The sequence below is a fragment of the Streptomyces sp. NPDC091279 genome (assembly GCF_044757465.1).
Classification (GTDB): Bacteria; Actinomycetota; Actinomycetes; order Streptomycetales; family Streptomycetaceae; genus Streptomyces.
The window spans coordinates 64323-84608 of sequence record NZ_JBIVVA010000007.1 but is presented as its reverse complement, the minus strand read 5'-3'; the positions used below and the strand labels follow the sequence as shown (position 1 = coordinate 84608).

At 71.7% G+C, this 20286-nt stretch carries 14 protein-coding genes; all 14 read right to left on the bottom strand.

Annotated elements, in window-relative coordinates:
• Positions 1-225: 225 nt before the first annotated feature.
• Positions 226-4212, bottom strand: a complete 3987-nt coding sequence (locus ACIQOU_RS18850) for a ribonuclease E/G (RefSeq protein WP_401537874.1) — start codon at positions 4210-4212, stop codon at positions 226-228.
• 270 nt (positions 4213-4482) lie between these two features.
• Positions 4483-5241: a TIGR03936 family radical SAM-associated protein gene (locus ACIQOU_RS18845; protein WP_401537873.1), complete on the bottom strand. Its 759-nt coding sequence runs from the start codon at positions 5239-5241 to the stop codon at positions 4483-4485.
• A 687-nt stretch (positions 5242-5928) separates the two neighbouring features.
• The gene (locus ACIQOU_RS18840; protein WP_359280535.1) at positions 5929-6150 is read right to left on the bottom strand and encodes a hypothetical protein; all 222 of its coding nucleotides are present in this window, start codon (positions 6148-6150) and stop codon (positions 5929-5931) included.
• A gap of 530 nt (positions 6151-6680) precedes the next feature.
• The gene (locus ACIQOU_RS18835) at positions 6681-7169 is read right to left on the bottom strand and encodes a hypothetical protein (RefSeq protein ID WP_401537872.1); all 489 of its coding nucleotides are present in this window, start codon (positions 7167-7169) and stop codon (positions 6681-6683) included.
• Positions 7170-7198: 29 nt separating this feature from the next.
• Entirely contained in the window at positions 7199-9172 is a 1974-nt protein-coding gene (locus ACIQOU_RS18830; RefSeq protein WP_401537871.1) for a TIGR03960 family B12-binding radical SAM protein, read from the bottom strand.
• A gap of 87 nt (positions 9173-9259) precedes the next feature.
• A complete protein-coding gene (locus tag ACIQOU_RS18825; protein ID WP_401537870.1) occupies positions 9260-10762 on the bottom strand; it encodes a CHAD domain-containing protein in 1503 nt (500 codons plus the stop codon).
• Positions 10763-10890: 128 nt separating this feature from the next.
• The gene (gene rodA, locus ACIQOU_RS18820) at positions 10891-12087 is read right to left on the bottom strand and encodes a rod shape-determining protein RodA (RefSeq protein WP_401537868.1); all 1197 of its coding nucleotides are present in this window, start codon (positions 12085-12087) and stop codon (positions 10891-10893) included.
• Entirely contained in the window at positions 12084-14330 is a 2247-nt protein-coding gene (gene mrdA / locus ACIQOU_RS18815) for a penicillin-binding protein 2 (RefSeq protein ID WP_401537867.1), read from the bottom strand. The genes rodA and mrdA overlap by 4 nt, the downstream gene beginning before the upstream one ends.
• A gap of 82 nt (positions 14331-14412) precedes the next feature.
• On the bottom strand, positions 14413-15090 hold the full coding sequence (mreD, locus tag ACIQOU_RS18810) for a rod shape-determining protein MreD (protein WP_401537866.1): 678 nt from the start codon (positions 15088-15090) through the stop codon (positions 14413-14415).
• Positions 15091-15106: 16 nt separating this feature from the next.
• Entirely contained in the window at positions 15107-16054 is a 948-nt protein-coding gene (gene mreC / locus ACIQOU_RS18805; RefSeq protein WP_401537865.1) for a rod shape-determining protein MreC, read from the bottom strand.
• Positions 16055-16165: 111 nt separating this feature from the next.
• A complete protein-coding gene (locus tag ACIQOU_RS18800) occupies positions 16166-17185 on the bottom strand; it encodes a rod shape-determining protein (protein WP_005479350.1) in 1020 nt (339 codons plus the stop codon).
• A 231-nt stretch (positions 17186-17416) separates the two neighbouring features.
• Positions 17417-17830, bottom strand: a complete 414-nt coding sequence (gene ndk, locus ACIQOU_RS18795; protein ID WP_401537864.1) for a nucleoside-diphosphate kinase — start codon at positions 17828-17830, stop codon at positions 17417-17419.
• Between the two features lie 67 nt (positions 17831-17897).
• Entirely contained in the window at positions 17898-18254 is a 357-nt protein-coding gene (locus ACIQOU_RS18790) for a DUF4233 domain-containing protein (RefSeq protein WP_401537863.1), read from the bottom strand.
• A 5-nt stretch (positions 18255-18259) separates the two neighbouring features.
• Entirely contained in the window at positions 18260-19756 is a 1497-nt protein-coding gene (locus ACIQOU_RS18785; RefSeq protein WP_401537862.1) for a bifunctional folylpolyglutamate synthase/dihydrofolate synthase, read from the bottom strand.
• Positions 19757-20286 lie beyond the last annotated feature (530 nt).

Genomic DNA, 20286 nt, shown 5'->3' with positions numbered 1-20286 from the left:
AGGCCAGCCGACCGGTACACGGACACAGACGACCTCTCCCGGCCACCGAGGCACCTGGGAGGAAGAGGTTTACGGGGATGTGGCGTGTCCATCTCCGCAGACACGCCGACGGTCAAGGTTACGGGGCGGCGGCCGAAGGGGTCAAACCGGGTCGGCCCGGTGAACAGTGCGGCCGGTCACGTGAACCCACGTGACCGGCCGCACCTCACCTGTTCAGGCGGTGGGTCAGGCGTCCTCGGACGCGACCGCGGCCTTCTTCGCCGTGGTCTTGGCCGCCGCCTTCTTGGTGGTGGTGGCCTTCTTCGCCGTCGTCGTCTTCTTGGCGGCGGTCTTCTTGGCCGTCGTCGCCTTCTTGGCGGCCGTCTTCTTCGCGGGCGCCTTCTTGGCGGTCTTGCGGGCGGCCGTCTTCTTGACCGGCGCCGCCTCCTCCACAGGCTCCTCCGACAACGCGGTCACCGCGTCCGGCGCCGACTCGGACGCGCTGTCCGACGGGGCGTCCGACGTGGCCGACGGGACGACCGTGACGGCCGCCTCCTCGGACGCGGTCGGCGCGGTGGCCTTGCGGACCGCACGGCGGCGCGGGCGGGCCGGAGCCGCGTCCTCCACCACCGCGGGCGCCTCGACGACCGGCTCCGCGACCGGCGCCTCGGCCACCGGCGCGGCCTCCGCGACGGTCACCACGGCGGCCTCGGCCCCCGCGGGCGACCCGGCGGGCGCCGACACCTTACGGGTGGCCCGGCGCCGGGTACGGCCCTTGGGCGCACCCTCGGCGGCCACCTCGGCCTGCTCGGGAGCGGGCACGACGGCGTCCTCGACGGCGGCGGGCTCGGCCAGCACGGCGGCGGCCGGGATCTCGACGACCGGCGCCTCGACCTCGGGCTCCGGACGCGTCGGCTGCTCGTCACGCCGGCCGCGCTGCTGCTCGCGCTGGTCCCGCTGCTCACGCTGCTCGCTGCGGGAGGGCGCCCCGGCCGGAGCCGACGCCCGCCGGCTCGACCGGCGCCGCGAACGGCCACGCGCGGAGGCCTCGGCCTCGGCGACGCTGCTGTACAGCTCCTCGTCGGGAGTGAACTCCGGCGCGGGCAGCGCGATCGGCGCGGCGGCCTCGGCGCTCACCTCGGCGGCGGTCTCCGGCTCGGTGTCGAGGTCGTCGGCGTCGGTGTCGGTGTCGACGATCTCGACCGTGTGCGACGCCTCGTGCTCGTGGTCGTGCTCGTGGCTGTCGCCGCCCCGGCCGCGCTTCTTGCGCTTGGTGCCGCCGCTGCCCGAGAAGGACGGCTGCTCCATGTGGACGATGACGCCCCGGCCGTTGCAGTGCACGCAGGTCTCGGAGAAGGACTCCAGGAGGCCCTGTCCGACGCGCTTGCGGGTCATCTGCACGAGGCCGAGCGAGGTCACCTCGGCCACCTGGTGCTTGGTGCGGTCCCGCCCGAGGCATTCGAGCAGGCGGCGCAGGACCAGGTCGCGGTTGGACTCCAGGACCATGTCGATGAAGTCGATGACGATGATGCCGCCGAGGTCGCGCAGCCGCAGCTGGCGCACGATCTCCTCGGCCGCCTCCAGGTTGTTCCTGGTGACCGTCTCTTCGAGGTTGCCGCCCTGCCCGGTGAACTTGCCGGTGTTGACGTCGACGACGATCATCGCCTCGGTCCGGTCGATCACCAGCGAACCGCCGCTGGGCAGCCAGACCTTGCGGTCCAGCGCCTTGGACAGCTGCTCGTCGATCCGGTAGGTGGCGAAGACGTCGACCTCGGAGGTCCACCGGGAGAGCCGGTCGGCCAGGTCGGGCGCGACATGTGCGACGTACCCGTGGATGGTCGACCAGGCCTCGTCGCCGCTGACGACGACCTTGGAGAAGTCCTCGTTGAAGATGTCGCGGACGACGCGGACGGTCATGTCCGGCTCGCCGTACAGCAGGGTCGGGGCGTTGCCGCTCTTCGCCTTCTTCTGGATCTCCTCCCACTGCGCCTGGAGCCGCTCGACGTCGCGGCGCAGCTCGTCCTCGCTGGCGCCCTCGGCGGCGGTGCGCACGATGACGCCCGCGTCCTCGGGGACGATCTTCTTGAGGATGGTCTTCAGCCGGGCCCGCTCGGTGTCGGGCAGCTTGCGGCTGATGCCGGTCATCGAACCCTCGGGCACGTACACGAGGTACCGGCCCGGCAGCGAGACCTGGCTGGTCAGGCGGGCGCCCTTGTGGCCGATCGGGTCCTTGGTGACCTGCACGAGCACGGACTGCCCGGACTTCAGCGCGGACTCGATGCGGCGCGGCCCGTGGGCCATGCCGAGCGCCTCGAAGTTGACCTCACCGGCGTACAGGACGGCGTTGCGGCCCTTGCCGATGTCGATGAACGCGGCCTCCATGGAGGGCAGCACGTTCTGGACCTTGCCCAGGTAGACGTTGCCGACGTACGAGGTCGACTGCTCCTTGTTGACGTAGTGCTCGACGAGCACGCCGTCCTCCAGGACGCCGATCTGCGTGCGGTCGCCGTGCTGGCGGACCACCATCACGCGCTCGACGGCCTCGCGCCGGGCCAGGAACTCGGCCTCGGTGATGATCGGAACGCGTCGGCGGCCCTGCTCGCGGCCTTCGCGGCGGCGCTGCTTCTTGGCTTCGAGGCGCGTGGAGCCCTTGATGGACTGCACCTCGTCGCTGGGGTGCTCGTCCTTCTTGGCGCGCGGCTCGCGCACCTTGACGACGGTGCGCTCGGGGTCGCCGTCGCCGGGCTCGGCGTCGTGCCCGCTGTCCCCGGCGCGACGGCGCCGACGACGGCGCCGACGGCTGCTGGAGCTGGACCCGCCGCCCTGCGGGTCGTCGTCCTCGTCGTCGTCGGCGTCTTCCGTGCGCTCCTCGGCGTCCTGCGCGGGAGCGTCCTCGGTGTCGTCGTGCTCGTCGTCGCCACCGGCCTCGGCGGACTCGCCGCGACGGCGACGGCGGCCGCCCCGCCTGCGGCGCCGACGCGAGCCGGTCTCCTCCGCGTCGTCGTCCCCGTCGGAGGCGTCCTCGGAGTCGGCCTCCTCGGCCTCCTCGACGGCTTCCTCGACGACGGGCTCGGCGGCCGGGGCCTCGTCCTCGGCGGCCCGGCCGCGGCGCCGACGCCGGCGCGAGCCGCCGCCCTGCTCCTCGACGGGCTGCGCCTGCCCCACCTCGACGATGGTGTCGCCGGTGGTCCCGATCTCCTCGTCCTCGGCCACGGCGGCCACGGCGGGCCCTGCGGCGGCCTCGGCGGCGGCCCGCTCGGGCGTCTGGAACTGGAACCTGGGCTCGGTGAACACGGGCGCCTGGAACACGGCGGTCGAGGGCCGCGCGGGCCGACGCGAGGTGTCGTCGCGGCCGGTCGCGGGGGCGGGCGCGGAGAAGCCGGTGGCGGCCTTGCGCACGGACCGACGCCGGGCGCGGCGCGGGCCGCCCTCCTCGGCGACGGGCTCCTCGACGGCGGCGGGAGCCTCGTCGACGACCGGCGCCTCGGGGCTCTCGGCGCCCCGACGGGCGGTACGCCGACGGCCACGGCGCGGACCGGCGTCCTCGTCCGCGACGGGCTCGGTGGCAACAGGCTCGCTGGCAACGGGCTCGGCGGCCGGGGCCTCGACGGCGGCGGCCTCGTCGGCGGCCTGGGGCGCACCGGCGGGCGCGGAGGCGCGGCGGGTGGCCCGGCGGCGGCTGCGCGGGGCGGGTGCGGTGTCCTCGGCGGGCGCCTCGGCGACGGCGGCCGGGGCCTGCTCGGCGGCGGGCGCCGGGGTCTCGACGACCTCGGCGGCGGCCGGGGCTCCGGCGGGGGCGGACGCACGGCGCGTGGCGCGACGGCGGGGGCGCCCGGCGGGCGCGGCCTCTTCGGACTCGGCAGGCGTCTCGGTGACGGCCTCGGTCTCGGCGACGGCGCTCTCCTCGGGGGTGACGGCATCAGGGGTGACCGTCGCGACGACGGTCTCGGCGGGCGCCGGGGAACCGGCGGGCGCGGCGGCGCGCCGGGTGGCCCGGCGCCGTACGGGCGCGGCGGGCTCGGGCTCGGGCGCCACGGCCTCGTCCGGCTCGTCAGGGGTCTGCGCCTCGGCCGGTATGGCCGGCGTGACGACCTCGTCCGGGGTCGCGGTGGGCCCGGCGGGCGGTCCCGCGGGCCGGGAGGCGGCACGGCGCCGACGACGCGGCGGCAGGGTGTCGCTGGGTGTGTTCGATTCGGAGTCGTTCAACGACTCGGGTTCGGTCGGTTCGAGCATGCGGGCGTTTCTCCCGTCAGGCTCCCGGGCGCCGCGCCTGATCCGGCACCGGTGACTCGATCACCGTTGACGTCCGCGGCTCGCGCGTTGCGCGGTGCCGCCGTCCGGGGCGTGGGCGCCGCACGGGAACTCTCTGTGTCCTGTCTCGCCGGTTCCGTACGCGGTGTACGCACGGCCTGGCGAAAGTCTTGTGGTGGGTGCGCTGCCCGACCCAGGTGGCTCCCGGATACGAGGGCGGCGCTACGACGTCAGTCCTTCGCGGGACCTTCCTTACGCCGGCACCGGCGCGGCGGCTGAACCGGCCATGGGGGCCGTCGTCGCCTCGCGATCGGGTGCGAGCGGGTCGGTCACCGTGCCGGTCTCTTCATCGAGCAGCCCCTGCGCCAGCCTGGTCACCGCTGCGGGGACCGGCGGCGCCAGGTCGGCCACGGCGCGGAGACCGGACAGGACGTCGTCGGGTCGAACGGCAGGCGTCACGTGCCGAACAACCAGCCGCAGTATCGCACAGGGCTGGTCGGTCGGCCTATCAGCAGCCGTTTCCTGTGATTCCAGGGCGACGACGGCGGCGCGGGCGTCGAAGGTGCGGATGCCGTTCTTGGCCGTGCGCTGGACCTCGACGGTCTCGGCCCCCAGGAACGCGGCGACCGCGTGTGCGGCGTCGGCGGGCGCCACGCCGGTCAGGCGCAGCTCCCACACGGAGGCCGTCAGCCGGTCGGCGAGCCCGGAGGTACGGGCCTCGACCGCGTCGACGATGTCGAGGCCGACGGGCATCGACTCGTCGAGGAGGGCGCGCAGGGTCTGCGGATCGCGCGCTGCGGTGAGCGCGATCTCCAGGTACTCCGCCTCACTGCCCGTGCCGGTGGGTGCGGCATTGGCGTACGACACCTTCGGGTGCGGAGTGAACCCCGCCGAGTACGCCATCGGCACCTCGGCACGGCGCAGGGCGCGCTCGAAGGCACGCTGGAAGTCACGGTGGCTGGTGAACCGGAGGCGGCCACGCTTGGTGTAGCGCAGTCGGATGCGCTGCACCGCCGGTGCGGGCGGTGGGCCTTCGGGCTGTCGCTTGCCCAGTGTCGTTCAGTCCTTCGTGAGTGCGGTCGTACTGCTACCAAGAGTACGTGTCGGCCCCCGCGAAGGTTCCCTCCGCTCGGCCACACCCCTCCTGCCCCGCTCCCCGAAGAGCATGCGCGGCACCTGGGCGGGGCGGCCCGGGCGGGGGCGGGATCAGCCGGAGCGGGTCGACCGGCGCACGTCAGAGGTGGTGCGCGGCCGGAACGGCGGCTCAGGCGGCGGCCGCGTCGCGTCGGCGCGGTCGGCGTCGATCATCGCGGGGTCGCAGCGCGGGTACGGCTGCTCACGCGGGCGCGGACCGTGCGGGGTCCGTCGGGGGGCGAGCACCAGCGGGAGCGGGCGACGAGGAACGAATTCGCGCCCGCTGTCGGGAGACTCGCGTGTGCACGCTCGAAGTTCAGGCCGCCCTGGAACGCGTCGAGCGCATCGGCGGGACGGGCTCCTGCACGTCGTCGAAGAGGAAGCTCTCGTCCTCCCCGAAGTCCGGGGCCTGGAAGGGAGTGATCGTCGGAGTCGGCAGCGCGGCGGTGGAGCTGCGGGTCTGCCCTTCCGGAGCGGAGAACAGCGAGGTCAGTTCGATGAGAGGTCTCCCTTTGGTTGCGGGTCCCTGAAGGGGCCCGAGGCGCCGTGACCGGGCACGCCGGTCTACAGCTTGGTCATCTTGGCGTACGGGCTCAAGATCCGCATCTGTGCGGAGCCGAAATCCACGAGTGCCGCGATGCCTTCCTCGATGCCGATCACCCGGCCGAGGCCGTACATGTCGTGGGTGACCTGGTCGCCCACGGCGAAGTGCTTGGGGGCGGGTGCGACCGGGGCCTTGAAGGGGCTGGTGGGCAAATGACGCTTCGGTGCAGCAGGCTTAGTCATCCCACCCAGTATGCGCCTACGCGCGTCCCCTCCGCTGCGTCCCGTACACGTCCACTGTGTGACAAGACATCGCGCGCCCCGCCGGTCACCCCGCCCCACACGCCCCTGACCTGCCACTTCGCCACCCTGGGCCCCGTCGCCCGCACCCGGCGACCCAAAAGAACCAGTTCCCGGTCCCCCGCCGGCGCCCCCGGGCCCACGAGAGGCCCGCGGTCACGCCCGCCGGCCCCTTTTCCGCGCCCCGAAGACGACGTCGGCCCACCCGGCGCAAACCCCCGAAACACCCGGCGCCGGAATTCCCGCCCCCCGGGCCCCCGCCCGCTTTCCCGGCCCCCGGAGAAAACCCCGCCCGGCCCGACGCCGCCACCGCACCGCCGCACCCCCCGACGGCCGAACTGCCCTGCCAGGAGCGGCGATCCGGCCCGCCCGAGCCGCCGTCACACGTGGGGAACGACATCCCCACATTCATTCACCGGGGCGGGAGAAATCCCGACAGATTCACCACAGGAATTCCCCCCGCTAAACGCCCCCTATTCCCCCTCGGCGCGCTCTCCACGCCCCACCGTCAGGGCCCAGCGCACGCCCGCCGGTGCCTCGACAGCGGCGGCTCCGGCCCGGTGCACCGCCCCGACGGCCACCTCGTTGCGCGTGGTGCCGACCTCGTCGGCGGCGCACTTCGTCTCGAAGCTGACGTCGACCGGGCACAGCGCGACCTTGACCGTTCCCCTGCCCTGGCAACTCAGCTCGACGATCAGCGCGTCGCCCTCCTTGCCCGCCTCGAAGAGGATCTCGGCGTTGCCCGTGGTCGGCTTCCGCTGACCGGCGAGGGTCTCGTCGGAGTCCAGCCGAGGGGCTGTCCGCAGCGTGGGATGCGCGGTCGCCGAGGGCGTGGCGGACGCGGCGGTGGGCTTCTTCGCGTCCACGGCGGCCTGCCCGACCGTCGACGTCGTACAGGCCGTCGCCGGCCACAGCAGCAGGGCGACGGACACCGCGCCGCCCAGCCTCATCGGTCGTTCCACGCCCGGTCCCCGTTGGCTCGTGCGGTCGCTCAGTGCGTGTGGCCGTTCGACGTCGGGGCCGCGTTCTTGACCGTCAGGGGAAGGAGCTTCTTGCCCGTCGGGCCGATCTGGATGGACGTGTCCATCTGGGGGCAGACGCCGCAGTCGAAGCAGGGCGTCCAGCGGCAGTCGTCGACCTCGGTCTCGTCGAGGGCGTCCTGCCAGTCCTCCCAGAGCCAGTCCTTGTCGAGGCCCGAGTCGAGGTGGTCCCAGGGCAGGACCTCCTCGTAGGTGCGCTCACGGGTGGTGTACCAGTCGACGTCGAGGCCGACCGCGGGCAGCTCCTTGTCCGCGCACCGCATCCAGCGGTCGTAGGAGAAGTGCTCGCGCCAGCCGTCGAAGCGGCCGCCGTCCTCGTACACGGCCCGGATGACCGCGCCGAGCCGCCGGTCGCCGCGGGAGAGCAGGCCCTCGACGATGCCGGGCTTGCCGTCGTGGTACCGGAAGCCGATGGAACGGCCGTACTTCTTGTCGCCGCGGATCTTGTCGCGCAGCTTGGTCAGGCGGGCGTCGGTCTCCTCGGCGGAGAGCTGCGGGGCCCACTGGAACGGCGTGTGCGGCTTGGGCACGAAGCCGCCGATGGAGACCGTGCAGCGGATGTCGCCCGCGCCGGAGACCTCACGGCCCTTCTGGATGACGTTCATCGCCATGTCGGCGATCTGGAGGACGTCCTCGTCGGTCTCCGTCGGCAGGCCGCACATGAAGTACAGCTTCACCTGGCGCCAGCCGTTGCCGTACGCCGTCGCGACGGTCCGGATGAGGTCCTCCTCGGAGACCATCTTGTTGATGACCTTCCGCATCCGCTCGCTGCCGCCCTCCGGGGCGAACGTCAGGCCCGAACGGCGGCCGTTGCGGGTGAGTTCGTTGGCCAGGTCGACGTTGAACGCGTCCACCCGGGTGGAGGGCAGCGACAGACCGACCTTGTCCTCCTCGTAGCGGTCGGCGAGGCCCTTGGCGATGTCGGCGATCTCCGTGTGGTCGGCGGAGGAGAGCGAGAGCAGGCCCACCTCCTCGAAGCCGGTCGCCTTGAGGCCCTTCTCGACCATCTCGCCGATGCCCGTGATCGACCGCTCCCGCACCGGGCGCGTGATCATGCCGGCCTGGCAGAAACGGCAGCCGCGCGTGCAGCCCCGGAAGATCTCCACCGACATCCGCTCATGGACCGTCTCCGCGAGCGGGACCAGGGGCTGCTTCGGGTAGGGCCACTCGTCCAGGTCCATCACCGTGTGCTTGGAGACCCGCCACGGCACGCCGGAGCGGTTCGGGACGACCCGGGCGATCCGGCCGTCCGGGAGGTACTCGACGTCGTAGAACGCGGGGATGTACACGCCGCCGGTGCGGGCGAGGCGGAAGAGGACCTCCTCGCGTCCGCCGGGGCGGCCCTCCGCCTTCCAGGCGCGGATGATGCGGGTCATGTCGAGGACGGCCTGCTCGCCGTCGCCGATGACGGCCGCGTCGATGAAGTCGGCGACCGGCTCGGGGTTGAAGGCCGCGTGGCCGCCCGCCAGCACGATCGGGTCGTCGAGGCCGCGGTCCTTGGACTCCAGCGGGATACCGGCGAGTTCGAGCGCGGCGAGCATGTTGGTGTAGCCCAGCTCGGTGGAGAAGGACAGGCCGAACACGTCGAAGGCCTTCACCGGGCGGTGGCTGTCCACCGTGAACTGCGGGACGCCGTGCTCCCGCATCAGCGCCTCCAGGTCGGGCCAGACGCTGTAGGTGCGCTCGGCGAGGACGCCCTCCTGCTCGTTCAGCACCTCGTAGAGGATCATGACGCCCTGGTTGGGCAGCCCGACCTCGTACGCGTCCGGGTACATCAACGCCCAGTGGACGTCGCACTCCTCCCAGGGCTTGACCGTGGAGTTCAGCTCTCCACCGACGTACTGGATCGGCTTCTGCACATGCGGGAGGAGGGCTTCGAGCCGCGGGAAGACGGACTCGACGACCGCAGCGACTTCGGCAGGCATTTCGCGACCTTCGGGCTGGACAGTACGGACGGGGGTGGGCCGACCAGCCTAGCGCGGCCCCCACCACTCCCCGGCCCCCGAACCCCCTCACCCCAGCCCGCGCACCCCGGCCCACACCCCCGGCAGCTCCGTCTCCACCCGTGCCGCCCGCTGCTCCTCACGCCCGTACAGCACCCCGTACGTGAACGTGTTCTCCCCGTCGGCGTGCGCCTGCTCGGCCAGCTCGCACAGGGCAGCCCTGATCATCACGCTGTCCTGATGCTCACCGAGCAGGCTCTGCACCGACTTCACCGACTTGACCAGCGTCTTGGCGGGCCCGTCCAGCGCGGCGACGGCGGCCTCGGCGGCGTATCTGACCCGCTTGGCCTTCTTGCGGGCCTCGTGCAGCGCGACGTCCCGCTCGCCGCCCGGCGCCAGCTCCAGCGCCTCCTGGACCCGCGCGTCCAGCTTCCCCAGCTCCTTGCGCACGGCCCGCGAGATCACCTTCCCGGGCTTCCCACCCGCCGCCTTCCTGAACGGCGGTTCAGCCACGAGCCCGTCGAGCGCGACCAGCAGCTCCAGGTACCGCGCCCCGTCGAGCACGTCCGTCAGACGCTCCCGTGAGCCGCCGTGCCGGGCCTGCGACCAGGTGCGCAGCCGGGTGCCGACGGGTCCGGCGAGCAGCTCCCCGGGCAGTTCCTCGACGGACGCGACGAGCCGCTCCGTGACCACCTCGCGGTCCCGGTCGACGCCCAGCTCCCCGGCCAGCCACTTCAGCTCGTCGGCCAGCGGATCGGTGGCGGCCCGGTCGAGCACCTCGGGGTAGGAGCGGAACGTCGAGCGCAGCCGCCGGGTCGCGACCCGCATCCGGTGCACCGCGTCGGGGACGTCCCGGCGGACGGCGGGGTCGAGGGCGAGGAGCGCCTCGCGCTGCTCCCGGACGTAGGCGAGGACGTGGTCCCCGGCGGTCACCGGCTCCGGCGCGGGCTTCTGCTTCCCGGCCCGCTTCTTCTTCGGTGCGGTGTCCGCGAGCGCCCTGGCGACCTTGGACGCGGACGCGGCGGGCCGTACGCCCGCCTTCCGCAGGCGCGTGTCCAGCGTGTCGAGAACGGCAGGGTCGGCGCCGTCGGCGAGTTCCACCTCGATCTCGGTCCATTGGGCGACGCCGTCGCCGCCGGTGAGCCGTTCGGCCAGCACCAGGTCCACGCTGACCTCGGCGAGGAGCGTGCCGTCGGCGTCGACCAGATGGCGCAGGTCACGCTCGGAACGCAGCCGCATGACGGGCAGCAGCTCGGCGTCCCGGACCCGGGAGCGGACCAGGCCCGCCAGCTCGTCGGGGACGGTGTCGGAGAGGGGGGCGTGGATCTCGTCGCGGACCCCGGGCGCCACCGGCACCTTCAGATGCCAGCCCGCGTCGGTACCCCCGGTGCGGCGGCGCAGGGTCAGCGAGGCCGCCCCCAGGCGCCCGTCGGCGGTGTCGTAGTAGGTGGCGTCGAGGAGGACGACCCCCTTGTCGACGACGGCCACGACCCCGGCGACGCCGGTCAGGTCGGGCAGCCCGCTGTCGTCGGACGCGTACTTCCGCTCGATCTCACGCTTGGTGTCCGCCATGTACCGAATCTAACGCGCGGGCAGCCACACCGACAGGGAGCCGATCTCCCCGGAACCCGAGAACCCCGGGCGGACCAGGGAATTCCCGAGGTCCGTCCGGGGTGCTCCGGCACTGCGGCACCGGCGCGCTAGGCCGACATCGGGCGCTGCACCCTGATCGACTGGAGCAGCCCCACCGCGATCCACACCGCGAACATCGACGTACCGCCGTACGACACGAACGGCAGTGGCAGACCGGTGACCGGCATGATGCCCAGGGTCATGCCGATGTTCTCGAAGGACTGGAAGGCGAACCAGGCGACGATCCCGGCGGCGACGATCGTCCCGTACAGCTCCGTCGAGTCGCGGGCGATGCGGCAGGCCCGCCACAGCACCACGCCGAGCAGCAGCACGATCAGCCCGGCGCCGAGGAAGCCCAGCTCCTCCCCGGCGACCGTGAAGACGAAGTCGGTCTGCTGCTCCGGCACGAACTGCCCGGTGGTCTGCGAGCCGTGGAAGAGCCCGGCGCCGGTCAGCCCGCCGGAACCGATCGCGATCCGCGCCTGGTTGGTGTTGTAGCCGACGCCCGCCGGGTCGAGGCTCGGGTTGGCGAAGGCGGCGAAGCGGGCGATCTGGTACTCGTCCAGGATGTGCAGCTGCCAGACGGCGAGCGCGCCGAGGGCGCCCGCGGAGATCAGCCCGAACACCCACCGGTTGGAGGCGCCGGAGGCGAGCAGCACCCCGAGGATGATGATCACCATGACCATGACCGAGCCGAGGTCGGGCATCAGCAGCACGATCATGATCGGCACGGAGGCGAGGCCCAGCGACTGGAGGACCGTGCGGTGATCGGGGTACTTCTTGTCACCGGCGTCCACCCGGGTGGCCAGCATCATCGCCATGCCCAGGATGATCGTGATCTTCACGAACTCCGAGGGCTGGAGCGAGAAGCCGCCGCCGAAGACGATCCAGGAGTGCGCGCCGTTCACGGTGGAGCCGAGCGGCGTGAGCACCAGCAGGATCAGCAGGACGGACACGCCGTACAGCAGCGGCACGGCGGTGCGCAGGGTGCGGTGGCCGACCCAGACCACGCCGATCATCAGGGCGAGCCCGATGCCGGTGTTCATCAGGTGCCGCAGCAGGAAGTAGTACGGGTCGCCCTGGTTGATCTCGGTGCGGTTGCGGGTCGCCGAGTAGACGAGCAGCGAGCCGATCAGGGACAGCGCGATCGACGACAGCAGTATCGGCCAGTCCAGGCGGCGGGCGAGCGCGTCACGGGCGAAGATCCGCGTCCAGCCCGCGCGCGCCGGCCCGTACCCGGAGACGGAGAAGCTGTTCCCGGTCATGTCGGCATCCTCCGGCTGCGCCGGCCGCGCCTGCGGGTGTCACGGTTGGTGGCCGTGGGGGTGGGCGCGGTGCCCGCGGGCTGGTTCTCGTCGGGGGCGGTGGCGCCCTCGTCCTCCATCTTCAGCAGGTCCTTGGCCGGGTCCTCGGCGACCTTCGGGGAGGCGATGGTGCCGTCCTTGCGGACCGTCGGCAGCCCCTTCTGCGGGGTGGGCAGCAGGGCCTTCTTGTTGTCGATGGAACCGTCCGCCTTGACGCCGTACAGGGCGTTGTAGATGCCGCGCACGGCCTCACCGGAGGCGCCCGAACCGGTACCGGCCTGGGAGATGGTCATGATGACCGTGTAGTCCTTGGAGTAGGTCGCGAGCCAGGACGTGGTCTGCTTGCCGTAGACCTCCGCGGTACCGGTCTTGGCGTGCAGCTCGATCTTGTCCTGCGGCCAGCCGGTGAACTTCCAGGCGGCGGTACCCCGGGTGACCACGCCGGCCAGCGCCTCGCCCATGCCCTTGATGGCGGCCTTGCCGACCGGCAGTTTCCCGGCGACCTTGGGCTTGATCTCCTGGACGGTCTTGCCGTCGGCGCTGACGATGGCCTTGCCGATGGACGGCTGGTACATCGTGCCGCCGTTGGCGAGGGCCCCGTAGATCACGGCCTCCTGGATCGGCGTGACGAGGGTGTCGCCCTGGCCGATGGAGTAGTTGATCGAGTCGCCCTCACGCATCTTGTTGCCTTCGAGGCAGTTCTCGTAGGCGATCTTCTCGACGTAACTGCCGTTCTTCTTGCCGGACTTGCACCAGGCGACCTTGTTGGCCTTCCAGTAGTCCAGCTTCCACTGGCGGTCCGGGACCCGGCCGGTGACCTCGTTGGGGAGGTCGATGCCGGTCTCCTTGCCGAGGCCGAACTGATGGGCGGCCTTGTAGAAGTAGTCCTTCGGCTCGCCCTTCTTCGGGTTGATGCCGCCGTCCCGCTTCCACTCCTTGTCGGCGAGCCCGTAGAAGACGGTGTCGCACGAGACCTCAAGCGCGCGGCCCAGCGAGATCGGGCCGAAGCTCTCGCCCTCGAAGTTCTTGAAGACCTGCCCGCCGACGGAGTACGAACTCGTGCAGGGGTAGCCGCCGTCCCACTTGTAACCGGCCTCGACCGCGGCGGCCGTGGAGACCACCTTGAACGTCGAACCGGGCGCCGACTGACCCTGTATGGCCCGGTTGAGGAGCGGGTAGTCGGAGTTCTTGCCGGTGAGCTTGGCGTAGTCCTTGCCGGAGATCCCGCCGACCCAGACGTTCGGGTCGTAGGTCGGCGCGGACGCCATGGCGACGACCCGGCCGGTCTTGGCCTCCATGACGACCACGGCGCCGGAGTCCGCCTTGTAGTTCTCGCCGGTGATCTTGTCGAACTGCTGGCGGGCCGTCTTCATCGCGGTGTCGAGTTCGTACTCGGCGACCCGCTGGACCCGGGAGTCGATGCTGGTGACGAGGTTGGCGCCGGCCTGCGCCGGGTCCGCCTTGGCCTGCCCGATGACACGCCCGAGGTTGTCGACCTCGTAACGGGTGACGCCGGCCTTGCCGCGCAGCTCCTTGTCGTACTGGCGCTCAAGCCCCGAGCGGCCGACCTGGTCGGAGCGCAGGTAGGGCGAGTCGGTGTTCTGCGCCTTGGTGATCTCGTCGTCGGTGACCGGCGAGAGATACCCGAGCACCTGCGCGGTGTTGGCGTTGCCGGGCGCGGCGTAACGGCGCACGGCCTCGGGCTCCGCGGTGATGCCGGGGAAGTCCTCGGCGCGCTCGCGGATCTGGAGGGCCTGCTTGGCGGTGGCCTCGTCGGTGATCGGGATGGGCTGGTAGGGCGAGCCGTTCCAGCACGGCTTGGGCGTCTTGGCGTCGCAGAGGCGGACCTTGAGGAGTATCTCCTTGGGGTCCATGCCCAGCACCCCGGCCAGCTTGGTGAGAACGGCCTTGCCGTCGTCCTTCATCTTCAGCAGGTCGGTGCGGGACGCGGAGACCACGAGCCGGGTCTCGTTGTCGGCGAGCGCCACCCCGCGCGCGTCCAGGACGCTGCCGCGCGGCGCCGGGTCGACGACCTGCTGCACGTGGTTGCCGGACGCCTTCTTGGCGTAGACGGCGCCCTCCCGGATCTGGAGGTACCACAGGCGCCCGCCGAGGGTGCCGAGGAGGGAGAGGACGAGGATCTGGATGACGACCAGCCTGATCTGGACCCGTGGGGTCCGACCGGTCTCGGGAATGTTGGTCACTGTGGCGGCCTCCCCCTCTCGCTGTGGCTACGACTTGTCTCGAACGACGTGACCCTCGGGTCCGCCGGCTCCCCTGGTCGGCTCACAGCCGCTTGACCCCCTTGATCCGCCCCGCGCGGGCGGCCCGGGCCCGTACGGCCCGCATCTTGAGGCCGCCGCCGCGCTGTCCGCCGATGCGCAGTCCGGTGCCGGAGGAGAGCCAGCCGCTGGAGATGTCGGTGGCGTTCGCGGCGGACGAACCGGCGTCGGCGAGCGGGTCGTTGTCGGCCCGCCGGGCCAGCGCCATCAGGCCCGGGACGACGAACGGGGCGATCAGCAGGTCGTACACGAGCGCCGAGAACACCAGCCCGGTGAGGCCGACGTGGCGGGCGGCGGTGTCGCCGACGAGGGCGCCCACGCTCGCGTACAGCAGCGTCGAGCCGATCGCGGCGGCGGCCACCACCAGCATCGGGGCGGTGGCCGACTTCAGCCGGCCGTTGTCCGGTTTGACCAGGCCGGCCAGGTAGCCGACGAGGCACAGCACCAAGGCGTAACGCCCGGCCGCGTGGTCGGCGGGCGGCGCGAGGTCCGCGAGGAGCCCGGCGCCGAAGCCGACGAGGGCGCCGCCGACATGGCCGTAGACCATGGCGAGGGCGAGGACGGTGAGCAGGAGCAGATCGGGGACGGCGCCGGGGAGGTGGAGGCGGGCGAGAACGCTCACCTGGAGCACCAGGGCGACGACGACCAGGGCCGAGGACAGCAGAATCCGGTTGACGCGCATGGGGGAACTCCAGCTCCTACTGCTGCTCTTGCTGCTGGCCGTCGACGGGGGCTTCGGCCGACGGGGTGACCGTCACCGTGACCGTCGGGGTGGGGGTCGGCTCGGGCTTCTTCGGGAGCACCGTGTCCCGCGGGTCCTGCTTCGGGGCCTCCACGACGACACCGACGACGTCGAGGTTGGTGAAGCTGACGTACGGCGTGACGTAGAGGGTGCGGGTGAGGCCGCCGCCGGCGGGGTCGACGCGGGAGACGGTGCCGACCGGGACGCCGGGCACGAACGGGCGGTCGGCGTGCGAGCCGAAGGTGACCAGCCGGTCGCCCTTCTTCACCTCGGACTTGCCGTTGAGGAGTTCGACGCGCAGGGCGCGGTCGCCCTGTCCGGTGGCGAAGCCCAGTTCGTCGTTGCCCTCCATACGGGTGCCGACGGTGAAGTCGGGGTCGTTGGCGAGCAGCACGGTGGAGGTGTGCGGGCCGACCGTGGTGACCCGGCCGACGAGTCCGTCGCCGTTCAGGACGGTCATGTCCCGCTTGATGCCGTCACTGGCGCCGACGTCGAGGGTGACGGTCCAGGAGAAGCCCTGGGCCGCTCCTATCCCGATGACCTGGGCGCCCTTGATGCCGTACTGGCCCTCCCCGGAGAGCTTCAGGATCTTGTCGAGCTGCCTCAGACGGCTGCGGGAGCGGGAGTCGCTGCCGAGGCTCGCCTTGAGGGCCGCGTTCTCCTTCTCCAGGCGGGCGAGCCGGTCGTGCCGGTCCCCGGAGTCGCGGATCGCCGAGACGGCGTTGCCGACCGGGTCGACCGCGGTGGAGACGCCGTTCTCGATCGGGCCGAACACCGTGGCCGCGACCTGGCGGGCACCGTCGACCGGTGAGTCCTCCCCGCCGCGGATGTCCACCGTGATCAGCGCGAACGCGACGGCGATCAGCAGCACCAGGAGCAGCCGGCTCTCTCGTGTGTCCCTCACGTGCGGCGGCCGTGCCTTCCTCATAGGAATGTGCGGGTGTGTGGTGCCTCGATATCAACGATCCGCCGCACGAGAGGAGTTCGTCTCGTACGGCGGAATCGACGAGTCACGTCATCTGCGCGGCTGGGCGTCCAGCACCTGCTGGAGCGCCTCGAACTCCTCGACGCACTTGCCGGAGCCCAGCGCGACGCTGTCCAGCGGGTCCTCGGCGATGTGGATCGGCATGCCGGTCTCCCGGCGCAGCCGCTCGTCCAGGCCGCGCAGCAGGGCGCCGCCGCCGGTCAGCACGATGCCCCGGTCCATGATGTCGCCGGACAGCTCGGGCGGGCACTTGTCGAGGGTGGTCTTGACGGCGTCGACGATCGCGTTGACCGGTTCCTCGATGGCCTTGCGGACCTCGCCGGCCGAGATGACGACCGTCTTGGGCAGCCCGGAGACCAGGTCCCGGCCGCGGATCTCGGTGTGCTCGTCGGCGTCGAGGTCGTACGCGGAGCCGATGGTGATCTTGATCTGTTCGGCGGTGCGCTCACCGAGGAGGAGCGAGTACTCCTTCTTGATGTGCTGGATGATCGCGTTGTCCAGCTCGTCGCCGGCCACCCGGATGGACTGGGCGGTGACGATGCCGCCGAGCGAGATCACCGCGACCTCGGTGGTGCCGCCGCCGATGTCCACCACCATGTTGCCGGTGGCCTCGTGGACCGGCAGCCCGGAACCGATGGCCGCGGCCATGGGCTCCTCGATGATGTGCACCTGGCGGGCGCCGGCCTGCGACGACGCCTCGATGACCGCGCGGCGCTCGACTCCGGTGATGCCCGAGGGCACGCAGACCACGACGCGCGGGCGGGCCAGGTAGCGGCGCTTGTGGATCTTGAGGATGAAGTAGCGGAGCATCCGCTCGGTGATCTCGAAGTCGGCGATGACGCCGTCCTTCAGCGGACGTACCGCGACGATGTTGCCGGGGGTGCGGCCGATCATCTTCTTGGCCTCGGCGCCGACCGCGAGGATTCCACCGGTATTGGTGTTGATCGCGACGACGGACGGCTCGTTGAGGACGATCCCGCGACCCCTGACGTACACCAGCGTGTTGGCGGTCCCGAGGTCGACAGCCATGTCACGGCCGATGAACGACATTGAGTTCCCCATCAGGATTCGTCTGGCCTTCCCTGGGTAGCTTCTGAGGGCTTTTCAGGTCGGCGAAGTGGGTGCTGTGGCGTGAAGGCTTCCATCGTAGACGCGCCTGCACGAACACTGCGTGAGGGTCTTCGCCATTGTCAGCAGATGATGTGTGGCTTCGCTTGCGGAGACGGGCGTTCGGGGGTGTGGGTTCCCCCGATCGCCGCCGCCATACCGTCCTTCTGGGGGTCAGTTCAGGCCAGGGAAGAACAGCTTCACCTCGCGCTCGGCGGACTCCTCGGAGTCGGAGGCGTGGATCAGGTTCTCCCGCACGATGACACCGTAGTCGCCCCGGATGGAGCCGGGCGCGGCGGCGATCGGGTCGGTCGGCCCGGCCAGCGCGCGCACCCCCTCGATGACCCGCTCCCCCTCGACGATGAGCGCGACGACGGGCCCGGACGCCATGAACTCGACGAGCGGCTCGTAGAAAGGCTTGCCCTGGTGCTCTCCGTAGTGCTGCTCCAGCGTGTCCTGGTCGAGGGTGCGCAGCTCCAGCGCGCTGATCCGCCAGTCGGCCTTGCGCTCGATCCGGCTGATGATCTCGCCGGTCAGACCGCGCCGGACGGCGTCGGGCTTGAGCAGAACGAGGGTGCGCTGGCTCACGGGCGGGCTCCTTCAAGTCAAGAGTGGTGCGGAGAAGACGAGGTTACCCGGCGTGTCGCGACCTCTGTCACACAGCGTCAGCCTCGACGGAGGCCGCCTGTGCCGCGAACCTCGCCTTCGCCTCGTCGATCTTGCGGCCGTAGTGGACGGAGGCCCACCACAGGGCGGCGAACACGAGGCCCATGAGGAACATCGTGGGGACGACGAACCCCGAGGCGATCAGCGCGACCTGGAACGCCCAGCCGAGGGCGACCCCGCCGGGCCTGGTCACCACACCGCACAGCAGCACGCACACCGCCATCGCGATCCCGCTGACCGTCCACACGGTGGACATGGCGAGATCGGGGTCCTTCATGGCGACGAGCCCGGCGAAACCCACCACAAAGAATTCACCGATCAACGTCGACGCGCAGAGCGTACGCACAGGGCTCAGCCCCTTCCCAGCAGCAGTCGGGCCTCGCCGACGGTGATGACGGAACCGGTGACGAGAACGCCGCCGCCGCTGAACTCGCCCTCCTCCTCGGCCAGCGTGATCGCGGCCTCCAGGGCGTCCGGCAGCCGCGGTTCGACCTGGACGCGCTCCTCGCCGAACACCTCGACGGCGATCGCGGCCAGCTCGTCGGTGTCCATCGCGCGATGGCTGGAGTTCTGCGTGACGACGACCTCGGCGAAGACCGGCTCGAACGCCTCCAGCAGCCCGCGCACGTTCTTCTCGGCACTCGCGCCGACGACGCCGATGAGCCGGCTGAAGTCGAACGCCTCGCCGACGGCCTCGGCCGTGACCCGCGCGCCGGCCGGGTTGTGGGCGGCGTCCAGGACGACGGTCGGGGAGCGCCGGACGACTTCGAGGCGGCCCGGCGAGGACGCCGACGCGAAGGCCTTGCGGACCGTGTCGAGGTCGAGCGGCTCGGGGCGGTTGGAGCCGACGCCGAAGAACGCCTCGACCGCGGCCAGCGCGACCGCCGCGTTGTGCGCCTGGTGGGCGCCGTGCAGCGGGAGGAACATCTCCGGGTACTCGCCGCCCAGGCCGCGCAGGGTGACCAGTTGTCCGCCGACGGCGACCTGGCGGGCGACGACGCCGAACTCCAGGCCCTCCCTGGCGACCGTCGCGTCCACCTCCACGGCCTTCTTCAGCAGCACCTGGGCCGCGTCCACCGGCTGCTGGGCGAGGATCACGGTGGCGTCCTGCTTGATGATCCCGCCCTTCTCCCCCGCGATCGCGCCGGGCGTCTCGCCCAGCCGGTCGGTGTGGTCGAGGTCGATGGGCGTGACGACGGCGACGTCCCCGTCGATCACGTTCGTCGCGTCCCAGGTGCCGCCCATGCCGACCTCGACGACGGCCACGTCGACGGGCGCGTCCGCGAAGGCCGCGTAGGCCATGCCGGTGAGCACCTCGAAGAAGGAGAGCCGGTACTCCTGCTGGGCGTCGACCATCTCCACGTACGGCTTGATGTCCTCGTACGTCTCGATGAACCGCTCGGCGGAGACCGGGGCGCCGTCCAGGCTGATCCGCTCGGTCACCGACTGCACGTGCGGCGAGGTGTAGCGGCCGGTGCGCAGCTCGAACGCGCTGAGGAGGGCCTCGATCATGCGGGCGGTGGAGGTCTTGCCGTTGGTGCCGGTGATGTGGATGGAGGGGTAGGAGCGCTGGGGGTCGCCCAGGACGTCCATCAGCGCGGCGATCCTCGTGACGGACGGTTCCAGCTTGGTCTCGCCCCAGCGGCCGGCGAGTTCCGTCTCCACCTCGCGCAGGGCGCGGTCCACTTCCGGGTCGGCGGGGCGGGCCGGGACGTCGGCCTCCGGCGGGGGGGACTGGGTGCGGAGGGTGCGGCTGCCGGCCTCGATGACGGCGAGGTCGGGGTCGCGGTCGGTCTCCGCGCCGACAATCTCATCAAAGGGGTCGTTATCCGGGGGGAGGGTGCTCACACCCCCAGTCTACGGAGCCCCCACCCTCCACCTACCGCCCACCTCTGGGCCCCGCCCCTGGGCTGACGTCCACTGTCCCCCTGCGGGCCCGCCGCAGCCGCCCGCGCAGCTCCCCGCGCCCCCGGGGTGGGGCTGACGGCCGCCGCCCGACTGCGGGCCCGCCGTGGCCTTTCGCGCAGTTCCCCGCGCCCCTCAAAGACACAGACCGGTCCATGGCCGAGTGCGGGCCCGTCGTGGTTACTCGCGCAGTTCCCCGCGCCCCTCAAAGACACAGACCGGTCCGTGGGCGAGTGCGGGCCCGTCGTGGTTGCCCGCGCAGTTCCCCGCGCCCCTCAAAGACACAGACCGGTCCGTGGGCGAGTGCGGGTCCGTCGTGGTTGCCCGCGCAGTTCCCCGCGCCCCTAAAAGCAAAACCCGAGCGGCCTCCGCGCTTTAAGCGGAGCCCGGAGCCGTACCGACTACGGCCCCGCACCCGACAAACAGCCTGCTTTTCCAGGGGCGCGGGGAACTGCGCGACCAGCCACAGCGGG